This window comes from Paenibacillus sp. SER-28, from assembly GCF_052906305.1.
Map to the genome: position 1 here is coordinate 39,301 of NZ_JBRECM010000013.1, position 11,942 is coordinate 51,242.

Below are 11,942 nucleotides of genomic sequence, written 5' to 3' on the forward strand. Positions count from 1 at the left end.
ATAAGGAGCGAATAGACAAAAATGATCATTTTAAAATCACCTAGGGAAATCGAAGAGATGAAGCCGGCGAGCCAAATCGTTGCGGACTGCTACCGCGAGGTGGTCAAACTGATCGAGCCTGGGATCACCACCCGGGAAATCAATGACTTTGTTGCCAGACACATCACCAAGCTGGGTGGCAAGCAGTTTACGAAAGGGTACAACGGTTTCCCCGCCGAAACCTGCATTTCGGTCAACGATGTGGTGGCCCACGGCATTCCTTCGAACCAGGCACTTATGGACGGTGACTTGCTGAAGCTCGACATCGTCGTGGAATACGGTGGATGGTTTGGCGATTCGTGCTGGTGCTATGCAGTGGGCAATATCCGGCCGGAAGCGCAAAAATTAATGAAGGTGACAAAGGAATGCTTGGATATGGGGATCGCCCGGGCACTCCCGGGGGGCCGGCTCGGCGACATAACGTCGGCGATTCAACAACATGCGGAAGCGAACGGGTTTTCGGTCGTACGCGATCTGCTGGCGCATGGGATCGGGCGGAGCCTGCACGAGGAGCCGAGCTACGAGCATATCGGCGTAGCCGGCAAAGGCATTCGGTTAAAGGAAGGCATGGTGTTTACGATTGAACCGATGCTCAACGAAGGTACGTTCCGTATCACGATCGACGACGATCAGTGGACGGCGAGAACGGCCGACGGCAAGTTGTCGGCGCAATATGAGCATACGATCGCAGTTACTGCGGACGGACCACTGATTTTAACGGCCCAGTAAGAATAGAGGAGAACGGACAGCAATGCGTCATTTTAGGAAAATAAGTCGCCAACCCGCCCTCCTTGGCCTGACGAAAGTTTGTAATTCGAAACGCGAAAAAGCGCTGGTTCCAGCTTGGGACCAGCGCTTGTTTTATATAGTTTGTAACTTTACCGATTTACGAAAAACCACGTTGTTATACGGTTTTTTTATTATGCCTTTGGTATCGTGTTACGGATTTACACTCTCTGCTTTGCTAGCCTGTCTTGCGTGTATTTTTTTCATTGCAAATCTTGCTATTGGCTGAGCGACCAATAGCTCAATCCAAAATGCTACACCAAAATTTCTAAACCAACTGTGAAAGAAGTTCTGAAAAGGTTATATTGTTTCCCTCCGAAATAAAAATATTTCAGATGGTAGACGTATCATGCGACATATATTTTTGGTCATTAAAACTAGTACCAATATCTCTACACACTGATCTAACAATTATAACAACTTTTTTTAAACAAATAAAAGGGTTTTCTAAGTTTATCAAGGTGACATTCGTTAACTGTGACGATCCTTGGATTGTCGCTACAAGACAAGAGTAGCAAGAGAATGAACGCTAGGCTACATGGTCGTGCTAATAATGTAAAATATAATCAAGTATAGAACTGATAAAGGAGTATATGAACCAGATGAACAATTTTCTAAATGAATTTGAGGAAAGATTTAGGGCAGGATTTTTGGATGATCTTAAAAGCATACTGGAAGAAGTGAAGAATGAGCAGGTTTACGCTTGTGCTTTTGGCACAGACAGCGATTTTATCACCTTGTTTCTTGCTGTTAATACGGAGGAATCACTTGTTAGACATATCACAAACATGAAAGCCCAAGACCTGTGCAACAGCAAGGAAGATGAAAATTATTATAGATGGGGATTAAGCGAATATCAATATGGCGATACAACACATCTCAATCATATTAGCAAATTTCTGCATGCAACCGAAAATGTGTTTGACTATAAAGATGAAATGATAAAAATTATGGCCAAAGTAGTTAAGGAAACAGACGATGTACTTTTTAATCAATTTGGCCAATCCAAAGAAGATATTATTTTTTTCGTGTCCATGACGGATGATGATATGGCTGAGGAACTGGAAAATCAGTCCGTAATTCAGATGACAAACGCCAAATTAGTTGATGGCTTCTTGCATCGTTATCAATAAAAGTGCGTTTGGAATATTACACTCATTTCGTTTAGGTAGGTTGCTTTGCTAGACAAATTCGCAATGTGCTTGTCCTATGCATCGCTAGTACCCTCTTGATCTACACGGGGTAGTACTAGCGAAGCTGACACTACCCCCGGGTCAGAAACAACTACTATGATCAGCCCCGCATTTCTCTTCGCAAACTACGCCGCTATCATACTCATGGTATGGGAATTCGTTTGTTTTATTGTAGCGAGACTCCGGTGCAGCTTATGATTGACGATTCCGATCACCACGTCCGGCTCCATTTCATCCTGATGGGAGAGCATAAGCATTGCTGCAATATCTCCCATCTGATATGCCGCCGTCAACGCCCTTAGAAAAGTCTTCGAGTTTTCACTTTCCGGTAAGGATAACTCTCCTTTGAGGATATCCTTCTTGACTGCTTCAAGCGATTTTCGTGCCCGGTGGAGTGCAACTTTTACCGCTCCCTCCGTTGTTTCGAGCATGTCGGATGTCTCGCTAATCGAATATCCAAACACATCTCGCAGCAAAAAAACAGTTCTCTGAAGCGGAGATAAATGTTTCATTAAGGACTGCAACGCTATCTCGATTTCAAAAGATCCATGATCCGGTACAGTTACTTTCGCTTGTTCCCTATTCAATATTCGAGTGTAGACTGCTTTTCTCCGTATATCATCAATCCAGGTGTTCTTAGCAATTCGTAGCAAAAGCGCTTTGGGGTTTGTATGCTCGAAGCTATTTAACTTACCTAATGCTTTTATCCAAGTGTCCTGAGCCAGTTCTTCCGCATCCCAATTTGATTTCGTAAGCGACAGACAGTAACGTTTCAGGACCGCCTGTAATTCCTCCAAGTTCTCGATGTTTATTGTATTATCTGTCATTTGTATAGAATCATCTATGCGCATAGGTCCTCTCCTCCACGGTCTTATTCTGCCCTTTCCTAGAGCAAAGCCATTTGTTACCTCCAAAGTAAACGAACAAGTGGTTGTAAAAGTTACACCTTTTACGCAAATCGTTTTCCCATTGGAAACCTCCGTATCTTTTTACGGCCTCGGTTCGTTTACAAGGAGAAATCAACTGAAAACAGGAAATTGGGGGTATCAAAATGAGTGTTTATGTTCCTTATGTTGTCGAGCAAACCGCTCAAGGTGAAAGATCGTACGATATCTATTCCAGACTCTTAAAGGATCGTATTGTGTTTGTCGGGGCAGCCATCGATGATCATTTGGCTAACAGTATTATTGCTCAATTATTGTTCCTGGCGGCAGAAGATCCGGAAAAAGAAATTTACATGTATATCAACAGCCCGGGTGGCTCTACTTCCGCAGGATTTGCCATTTATGATACGATGCAGTACATCAAACCCGATGTACACACGATATGTACGGGATTCGCTGCTTCGTTTGGCGCGATCCTGTTGCTGGCGGGCGCCAAAGGGAAACGTTCGGCGTTGCCGAACAGTGAAATCATGATCCATCAGCCGCACGGCGGCGCACAAGGTCAGGCCAGCGATATTGCGATCAGCGCAAAACGAATTTTATGGACTCGTGAAAAGGCAACCCGTATCACAGCTGAACGGACCGGGCAACCTTTTGAAAAAGTCGAAAAAGATATGGACCGGGATTTTTACATGTCCGCTCAGGAGGCACTGGAATATGGTGTTATTGATCAAGTGATAACTTCTTTGTAGAGTATGCTCAAAAGCTAATGATCTGCAAGAAACTTCAAGAAATAATACGAGGTGATATCATGTTAGCAAGCTTACAAGGCAAGGAAGTAACTATTCATTTTATAGATGGGACAAATGTATGTGACGGGGTACTGGATCAGATTAACGACAAGTTCGTTAAATACCTTACGCAATATCAGACACTTGTTATTCCTATTACATCCATTCGCACCGTATCCATTGACATTAAGGAACGGCAACGCCACAGAGTTGGATTCGCCCCTTGAACCTATTTTAGCATGGGTGGCAATTTCATGTTACGGAGGCCCGATATTTTGAAAATTTCACAGGGAGTAGAAATGCTTCAGCTAGATTTTCATGGGAATATGATTCACCCCATTCTTTTGTGGGATCAAGAAACGTCTGTTTTAATAGACACAGGATTCCCTGGGCAAATGGAAGATTTACGCGAGGCTATGGAAAAGGTAGGCGTGTCGTTTGACAAACTAAAAGTTGTGATTTTGACGCATCAAGATGTGGATCATATAGGTTGTCTTCCTAAGATTTTGCAGGAGTGTGGCCATCATATCAAAGTCTATGCACAAGAACTAGATAAGCCGTATATTCAGGGGGATATCCCCCTTTTAAAAGATAGTCACCTTGAGAATCCCCCGAAGGGCAAAGTGGATGATACCTTAATAGATGGTCAGGAACTGCCTTTTTGCGGCAGAATTCGAGTCATCCATACGCCTGGGCATACTCCTGGCCATATCAGCCTTTATTTAATGCAAAGTAAGACTCTTATTGCCGGGGATTCGATGTACAGTGTTAACGGTATTCTCGGGGGAATTCATGTCCCGACCACACCGGATATGGATGCAGCTTGTCTCTCATTGAAAAAGTATTTAGATCTCGACATTGCATCCGTAGTTTGTTATCACGGGGGATTAAGTAATGTACATGTGAATGATCAGATATTAGGACTTACCCAAGGATTATAAAGTTAAAGTTCCAGCAAGTTACCTTTGGTGAAACGATGTTGTGATCGAGAAGATTATTTAAAATAACACTTTGTTAATTCGTTATTGAACTTTAACAAAGTGTTATTTTGCATTTCACAAAATAGATCTTCATTGTTTATTCCTGCAACCCATACTCCACGCGTGCTAACTTGTATATAGATCAGACTTTAACTGAGAAAAAATATATTCCTGCATTTGATCTAAAAGAAGAATGATGTTAGTATCTTTACCATTTTTCAAAACCCACTGAATAGACGTCATTGAGTTAGCAGCATATAGTTCAGCTAAATACTCCAATGCGATCGAAGTTGAAGAATTCTGTTGCTTTAAATAATCTAAACAAGTCCGAAACAAAATTTGTTCAAATTCTTTACGTAAATCAGCGGATACTTCATGAACGGTTAACAATGTTGAAATTTCCAGCTTATTTTTAATCATATTATCGGTTACAAGTTCTATGGCGTTTGCCACCTTGCCATCTTCCGTGGAATCAAAACGCTGCTCAATTTCAACTTTAAAATCAGAAGCATCCTGTTTAACTACTTTTTCTAGCAAGTCGTACTTATCCAAATAATGACTATAAAAGGTAGAACGTCCGATAAGAGCTTGATCACAGATTTTTTTGATCGTAATATCTTTAAAATTATGTTCTTGAAGTAATTCAATAAAAGCTCGCTCAATAGCTATTTTTGTTTTATAAATTCTGATATCTTCATTCATTTAACCACTTGCTCCTTATGTGTAAGTTTTCGAACACTTTATATATACCGTGTAAGATATCTTACAGATTATGCGATACTAATTATTTTTTATGTAGTAACTATACTCTATAGTAAGCACATACCCAAATTGAAGGAGGACAATATATGTTTAAATCCTATGTCAATAACGAACAGTTCAATCTTCAAATTAATCGTTTTATCAATGATTATTATCAAGAAGATGATCGAGCACAAGCTGACTTGGAAAAAATGATTCCGAAATTAAACGACACCCATAGCTGGTATGAAGCTTGGCTCAATTTTGCAAAGAAACGCGAAGACAGCAAGGACTATGACTTAGCCTCAGTCTACTATCAAGCTGCAGAATTTTATCTTGCAACCACAGACCCCAATAAAGAAAAAATGTATCGAAAATATAGAGAAACATTCTATAAAGGCTTTCATGATTTTGATTATGAATCCTACAAGATTCCCTATGAAGATTCCTATCTTCCTGCTGTAAAATTATTGACACCTGGAGCTACGAAAACATTGCTTGTCTTTGGTGGGTATGATTCTTACATGGAAGAGATGCTTAAAATGATGAGATTTATGAAGGGAATTGATTGCAATATTATTTGTATTCGATGGCCCTGGCCAAGGAACTGCTTTAAAAAACGGCCTAAAATTCATTCATAACTTGGAAAAGCCCATATCAACGGTGATTGATTATTTCAAATTAGATCGTGTTAGTCTCGTAGGTGCTTCTTGGGGAGGATATTTAGCTATGCGTGCGGCAGCCTTCGAAAAGAGAATCGATAAAGTAGTTGCTTTTAACATTTTCTATTGTGGTTTAGATGCCTTAAAAATGGGGATGCCAGAAGAAACGTATCAGAGTATGATGCAGCTAGTCGATCACAATGAAGTAGATCAAGTGAATACATTATTCGAACAGATGATGACTCACAATATTGATTTGCATTGGAAGATTACCAAAGGGATGGAAAACACCGGTGAAGTAACGCCTTTTGATCTCATTAAAAATTTTGAAAAGCACACGATGCAAGGCATTGGAGCATTCATTAATCAAGATGTTCTTTTATTAGCTGGAGAAGATGATCAATACGTACCTATTAGCCGACTCGCTCAAATCCAACAAGAATTAATCAATGCTGCGTCCATTACAACCAAAGTATTTACTAAAGAAACGGGCGGTGAGCAACATTGCCAAGCAGGTCACAGAGAGTTAGCATTTAATGAAATGAAGAAGTTCCTATAACAACTGTAAATATATATATTTTTCATACGCAACATGCCCATCAAAATCGTAGTTCCATAGCTTCAATCGTTGTTATCCAATTGGCAAGTAAAAACCGACTCCAATTATGGAGTCGGTTTAGTCCATTCATTTTCCCTTGTTATCTCAATGGAGAAGTCCGTAATTTCCTCTGAGCTTTTCAATTCATGCGGCCTAGCAAGGTTAGATTTTCGAACCGAAGAACCTTGAAGGAGCGCAAGAAACGAACTTAGATCCACAGCTTCAAACCCTCTTGTTTGTCACTGCAAGTTTAAATAATCAAAATCAACAAAACCACCCGTTGATTTAGTAGCATAATTGAACAAAGCAAAACGGTATCCCATAAAGTGAGGGATTGTATATGACATCTGAAGTGTGTTGCCTATAGCCGTCCAATTTGTGCCGTCAAGACTGTAGTAGAAATATGCTTTATCCATCTGATTTGTAAAATCACATATAAGCTTAAGATATACTCTGTTCTGGGTGAAAGGGACACTTGCCACTTCAGTCATTGCTCCAGAGCTGGCATTCACCATAACAATGGATTTGGAGGTCCCGTTCATCTTTATGCCTACAAATCCATAATTAGCCTGAAAAGCTGCAAGACCGGAATAGTCTCCGTCCTTCATCCCGCTTGTTTCCATTGCAATGATTCCTATACTTTTCGGTCCAAATGTCCTTTGGGTAAGCGTATTTCTGGCATCCAGAATACTTCTACTCACTTTCCCTGTAGTCATTCTCATAAATCCAGGACGCTGTGTAAGGGACCAATGAGTATTGTCAGGATTGTGGTTCCATTGCCACTCCTTTTTAAGAGTCGCTTCAGAAGACGAGGTTCCTGTAAACGAAACATCGTCCACATAGAAATTCATCAAATCATTTGTTGGGTCTGGGGTTGAACTGTAGGGTGTCTCAATGAAAATAAACGTTTGTGAGAGGTCGGCACCTGCCGGAAGTGTATATGTTCCTTGAATTGTGCCCCATTGGCCCTTGGTTAGCGTGGTGGACCCAAGAATCGATATACCTGTGTAACTTGGACCATTCTGAATACCAAAATTAAATTGCTTAGTGGCAGGACCTTCAGTGTATTTAACCTTTGCAGAAAAATTATACATTCCGCCGGCTGTTACTTTTCCGGTAATTACTTGTTTTGGACCAGCAGCTGTTTGTTGTCTACCGCTGACAAACAAGCTTTTTGAGCCGATGTAATAGTCTGTAGTGGTTGCTGCAACAATTGCAGTGTTATTATTCGTCCACGGGCTTATGGTGGCATTTTCAAATCCACCGTTTGCAATAAGCTGACTGGAGGCTTGAGAAGATGAAAACTCATCAGACGCATAGACCTTCTTTTCGGGATAACCTTCAACAGGAACATCCATCGTAAGAGGAACCTTACCGTTAACACTGAATACCGGCCAATTATTTGACCATGTAACCGGAACAAGATACGGCATACGTCCAATTGCTCCGCTGTCTTTAAACAGCATAGCATACCAGGAGCCAGAAGGAGTATCAACAATTCCCCCCTGTGCAATACCTCAATCATTCAATGACACCTGACCTGTATAGGGTCCTGTCAAGCTACTTGCACGATAGGTTAATTGTGTGCGGTTACCTCCCGATGGCCAGCATATAAGAAATATATAGTACATTCCCTTGATCTTTTGTATATGCGCCCCTTCAGCCTTGACTATGAAGCTGGACCCGGCAATATTACTGGCAGCGGAAATAATCACCTGATTAAGTCCCCCTGGCTTGATAGCCTTTGCATCTGCAGTAAGCTCAATAATGCTGATATTATCACTGCCATAAACCAAGAATACACGTCCATTATCAAACAGCAGCGATGCGTCATGATAATAGTTGCCAAGCACTGATGATGTCCATGGACCAGTTTCTATATTGCTGGTTTGATAGATGTATGTTTTGCCGGTAGAATTGGAGCCAAAGGACACATAGTAGATGCCGTTATAATATCTAAGGCTGCTTGCCCACGAGCCTTTTCCATATTCGTTCTGCCCGTTGTTAAGATTTTGTGCGTCATTGTTGGCATACGTATCGTAAACATAATTTACGATTTCCCAATTGACGAGATCATAAGATTTCATGATCGGAACTCCATGATTCATGTGCATGGTCGTGCTAGTCATATAAAAAGTATTGCCTACCCTGATAACATCGTTGTCTGGAGAATCAGCATGTATAAACGGATTTGTAAAAGTAGTAGTTGCAAATACAGAAGTATTGGACATCATACTCATGAATAATGGTAAAACTAATAAAAGCACACTTATCCTCCTATACATATTAGAATCGCCCCTAATCTTTGATAGGTTCAAAAGCTTTTAGTTTTAGTTAATTAAATTGTAAATAATCCACATAGGCATCCCAAGTCCCGTTATCGGTGGTTACGATCAGTCTGACCTCTTGATTTCCGGTTACATGGGTGATATTAGACAAGGTTTGGACCGTCGGCGTAGTTCCCGTAAAATAAAAGGAACCAACTGTGGTTCCTCCTATTTGCAAGTCTACTCTGGCGGTACTGGAGTTATTCGAAGCACCCCTGACTGAAATACTATGAGTAGAGTTGGCAAAATACTGAGTGTATGCACTATAATCATCATTGGCGTATAAGGCGACCCCATTGAAAGGAGAACTGATCTTCCCAGCGTAAGTACCACCGAGAGTCATATCCTCAGCTTCAACCCTTGTTCCAGTAGTATTGGGTGTAAACTGCCAGTAATCAATATTAAATAAGTTACCAGTCCCTGTTCCGGTAAACACTAAGAAAACCTTGTGGACTCCTGTTGCATTGCTTACAGTGGTTTCGACTTCCTTCCAGGTCTGTGTTCCTCCAGTAGAACTGACATTAAGAGTTCCAACCAGAGGACCCGTTGCACTGTCCAGACGTATTTCTATTTTACCGCCTGCATTGGATGCTATGTTTGCTTTAAACGTCTTGGCTCCACCGCTACCAAAGTCGGCATTTCCTACAGCGATCCAATCTCCATTGTGAACGTTTGTCACATAAAGATTATTTGTCGGTCCGCCTGATGCTTGACTCGCCTCGGTTGTAATCCCTGCATTCCACCCGATTGTTTCAGCCTCAATCCTATTGTATGGATTAAGATTGGCTATCTGAGGCACGCCTGCCATATTTCCCTGAACCTCTTGTATCGTTACATTCGTATTATGGATAAGCTTGTTAATATTAGGAGAACGATATCCTTTCCCTTCTCCCAACTGAGCCTTGCTGACAGTTTGGGAATGGTACACTACATACCATTGGTTATTAAAGTTAAACACCGAATGATGGTTATTTCCACCAACTCCGAAAAATGCTTGTGGATTTTTCAGGAAATGTCCTGTATAAGTAAAGGGTCCCATAGGACTGCTGCTCACCATGTAGCCTATTTCACCTGCTGGGTAATTTGACGGGTGTGTACCGGAGAAATTGATACAATAAGAATAATAATATTTGCCGTTATACTTATGAATTCCTGAGTCTTCAAACATGTAAGGAGCATCAATGGTTACTGCACTTCCAATAATACTGGTCATATCAGCGCCCAGTTTTAAAACTCTGGCTGTTTTAGGATTTGCAATTGAAGCTGGATCCGAAGTATTGGGTATACCTCCACCAACATACAGATATCCTGTACCATCATCATCCACCAATACTGCCGGGTCAAAAAGCCATGTAACTCCAGACATTCCAGTTGTACTGTGTGTAACAAGTGCCTTTCCGAGTGGGTCTGTCCATGGTCCTATCGGAGTGTCTGCAGTTAGCACACCAATACCTGAGGCACCATTTGCAAAATAAAGGAAGAATTTATCCTTACCATTTATTTTTTTATGTGCAACGGCCGGTGCCCATGAGAGTGATGCCCATTTTGCAATACCTTTTCCATTATTTTCGTTATTGTATCCTGCGACCGGAATTGCACCGTGGTCTGTCCAGTTCACCATGTCAGCAGAAGATATGACGAATATTTTATTTAGTTCACTAAAATCATTCTCTTTCACCGTTCCATTACTGTTATATACATATGCATCACTTGACATATAGATATAAACCCTTCCATCATAGACCAACGCATAGGGATCCGCCCCCAATTTATGGTCCATAAGAGGATTTGAATTCCCTGGAAGCTTTGCAATTGCATTGTTAGCAGCATGTACAGGTACCATTGGTAAACAACTCAGCAATAATGTAAAAGCTAATAAAAACACCGAAATTTTTTTAATCATAAACATATTACCTCCATTTTTATATATCATGTCTATTAACAGTTTACAAATTGCCTATGCATAGATTTAATTAGTAATTTTGTATCCTATTTGAAGGTTGGTGCTCCGAAACTTGGACTTTTAATATTTTCAGCAGATGTTTATAGCTTCTCCCCTAAACTTGTAACCGCTTTCAATTTTGAATGGAGACTCGAATCAAGCCGAATTAGCCAGTTCATCATTTTTATTTTCGCCCAATAAATTTCAGTTAATGGCTTTTTATAATTACCTTGGTTACGGTACATACAGCAAACTGCGTTGCACGGGTTCCAGGCATTCTTTTGGATATCAGCGCCTTAATTCACCGATGGCAAGCCATAACAGTCGTCTTCATACAAGATGGTGCATTCGAACTGTTTGTGCTCAAAAGTCAATTCCCAAATTCCCCTCCCTTCTTTATCATTTCACGTACCGATTGAAAACTTTAACTTTAGAGTTGAACTTGAAAGCTTTTACATAATTACAAAGGAATATTATGTCGTTGGTAAGCGTGGAAACGAATTTTAGGCTACGCAGTCGGGGAAATGATATCCAGGAATATAATACCATAAACGCCACTTTGAAACAAGTGCGACAGCTTTGCAACTTGTGGAGTATGCTAATAATTCCAGGGTGTTGCGAAGCTTATATTCATGCCATTTTATGCGACTAGTTCTATCCAGAATAGCCATCAATCATGAGTTATCTTACAATTCAAACTTCAATCTATAAATAACATTTATCCCCTCTCATTAATGCCCGATCCTTTTCTTTTAGTCGCCCATTTAGATATAAAAAACTTATTTCTCCTCAGCGTTCGAGGTGAAATAAGTTTTTAACTGAGTACATTTATCCAGATGAACAGGAGACTTACCAATCGACTTCTTCAAAAAGACGGAAATGCATCTTTTTTTCAAATTCATCTAAAATTGTAAAACCAGATATTTCATCTTCATTTTCTCCAAGTTTTATCATAGTAGCTATTGCTAAGTCTCCCAACTTATAATGGCCTAACAGCTT

10 protein-coding genes and 1 pseudogene are annotated in these 11,942 nt (G+C 40.6%); 6 read left to right on the forward strand and 5 right to left on the reverse strand.

The annotated features are described in order from the left end of the window. The first annotated feature begins 21 nt into the window (after positions 1 to 21). A complete protein-coding gene (map, locus tag ACUYLD_RS22545; RefSeq protein ID WP_446676027.1) occupies positions 22 to 768 on the forward strand; it encodes a type I methionyl aminopeptidase in 747 nt (248 codons plus the stop codon). A gap of 659 nt (positions 769 to 1,427) precedes the next feature. Continuing rightward, positions 1,428 to 1,958 carry a DUF4303 domain-containing protein gene (locus tag ACUYLD_RS22550; RefSeq protein ID WP_446676028.1) on the forward strand — a complete coding sequence of 177 codons (531 nt, stop codon included), beginning with the start codon at positions 1,428 to 1,430 and terminating at the stop codon, positions 1,956 to 1,958. Between the two features lie 185 nt (positions 1,959 to 2,143). Here ACUYLD_RS22550 and ACUYLD_RS22555 read toward each other — a convergent pair whose 3' ends face one another. Continuing rightward, the gene (locus ACUYLD_RS22555; protein ID WP_446676029.1) at positions 2,144 to 2,869 is read right to left on the reverse strand and encodes an RNA polymerase sigma factor; all 726 of its coding nucleotides are present in this window, start codon (positions 2,867 to 2,869) and stop codon (positions 2,144 to 2,146) included. 200 nt (positions 2,870 to 3,069) lie between these two features. On the opposite strand from ACUYLD_RS22555, the gene clpP reads away from it, so the two are divergent. From clpP to ACUYLD_RS22570, 3 genes are read left to right on the forward strand one after another with little or no spacing between them, the layout of a single operon-like run. Continuing rightward, entirely contained in the window at positions 3,070 to 3,654 is a 585-nt protein-coding gene (gene clpP, locus ACUYLD_RS22560; RefSeq protein ID WP_254351648.1) for an ATP-dependent Clp endopeptidase proteolytic subunit ClpP, read from the forward strand. A gap of 59 nt (positions 3,655 to 3,713) precedes the next feature. Beyond that, entirely contained in the window at positions 3,714 to 3,920 is a 207-nt protein-coding gene (locus ACUYLD_RS22565) for a hypothetical protein (RefSeq protein ID WP_446676030.1), read from the forward strand. 48 nt (positions 3,921 to 3,968) lie between these two features. Continuing rightward, positions 3,969 to 4,634 carry an MBL fold metallo-hydrolase gene (locus ACUYLD_RS22570; RefSeq protein WP_446676031.1) on the forward strand — a complete coding sequence of 222 codons (666 nt, stop codon included), beginning with the start codon at positions 3,969 to 3,971 and terminating at the stop codon, positions 4,632 to 4,634. A 165-nt stretch (positions 4,635 to 4,799) separates the two neighbouring features. Here ACUYLD_RS22570 and ACUYLD_RS22575 read toward each other — a convergent pair whose 3' ends face one another. Next, complete coding sequence (locus ACUYLD_RS22575; RefSeq protein ID WP_446676032.1) at positions 4,800 to 5,375, reverse strand: TetR/AcrR family transcriptional regulator; 576 nt, start codon at positions 5,373 to 5,375, stop codon at positions 4,800 to 4,802. Positions 5,376 to 5,521: 146 nt separating this feature from the next. Between ACUYLD_RS22575 and ACUYLD_RS22580 the strand changes: the two are divergent. After that, positions 5,522 to 6,635: pseudogene (locus ACUYLD_RS22580) on the forward strand (alpha/beta fold hydrolase). A 278-nt stretch (positions 6,636 to 6,913) separates the two neighbouring features. On the opposite strand, the gene ACUYLD_RS22585 reads toward ACUYLD_RS22580, so the two are convergent. From ACUYLD_RS22585 to ACUYLD_RS22595, 3 genes are all read right to left on the reverse strand, one after another. Beyond that, positions 6,914 to 8,107 (reverse strand): beta-xylosidase family glycoside hydrolase, encoded by a 1,194-nt coding sequence (locus ACUYLD_RS22585; protein WP_446676033.1) that lies wholly within the window; start codon positions 8,105 to 8,107, stop codon positions 6,914 to 6,916. Between the two features lie 84 nt (positions 8,108 to 8,191). Beyond that, entirely contained in the window at positions 8,192 to 8,941 is a 750-nt protein-coding gene (locus tag ACUYLD_RS22590; RefSeq protein ID WP_446676034.1) for a glycoside hydrolase 43 family protein, read from the reverse strand. Between the two features lie 67 nt (positions 8,942 to 9,008). Next, positions 9,009 to 10,904 carry a carbohydrate-binding protein gene (locus ACUYLD_RS22595; protein ID WP_446676035.1) on the reverse strand — a complete coding sequence of 632 codons (1,896 nt, stop codon included), beginning with the start codon at positions 10,902 to 10,904 and terminating at the stop codon, positions 9,009 to 9,011. Positions 10,905 to 11,942 lie beyond the last annotated feature (1,038 nt).

Excerpts from the sequence above, each read along its gene's own strand:
- ACUYLD_RS22595 (WP_446676035.1), bottom strand. The coding sequence starts at position 10,904 with ATGATTAAAAAAATTTCGGTGTTTTTATTAGCTTTTACATTATTGCTG.
- clpP (WP_254351648.1), top strand. The coding sequence starts at position 3,070 with ATGAGTGTTTATGTTCCTTATGTTGTCGAGCAAACCGCTCAAGGTGAA.
- ACUYLD_RS22565 (WP_446676030.1), top strand. The coding sequence starts at position 3,714 with ATGTTAGCAAGCTTACAAGGCAAGGAAGTAACTATTCATTTTATAGAT.
- ACUYLD_RS22575 (WP_446676032.1), bottom strand. The coding sequence starts at position 5,375 with ATGAATGAAGATATCAGAATTTATAAAACAAAAATAGCTATTGAGCGA.
- ACUYLD_RS22585 (WP_446676033.1), bottom strand. The coding sequence starts at position 8,107 with ATGCCGTATCTTGTTCCGGTTACATGGTCAAATAATTGGCCGGTATTC.
- ACUYLD_RS22555 (WP_446676029.1), bottom strand. The coding sequence starts at position 2,869 with ATGCGCATAGATGATTCTATACAAATGACAGATAATACAATAAACATC.
- ACUYLD_RS22550 (WP_446676028.1), top strand. The coding sequence starts at position 1,428 with ATGAACAATTTTCTAAATGAATTTGAGGAAAGATTTAGGGCAGGATTT.
- map (WP_446676027.1), top strand. The coding sequence starts at position 22 with ATGATCATTTTAAAATCACCTAGGGAAATCGAAGAGATGAAGCCGGCG.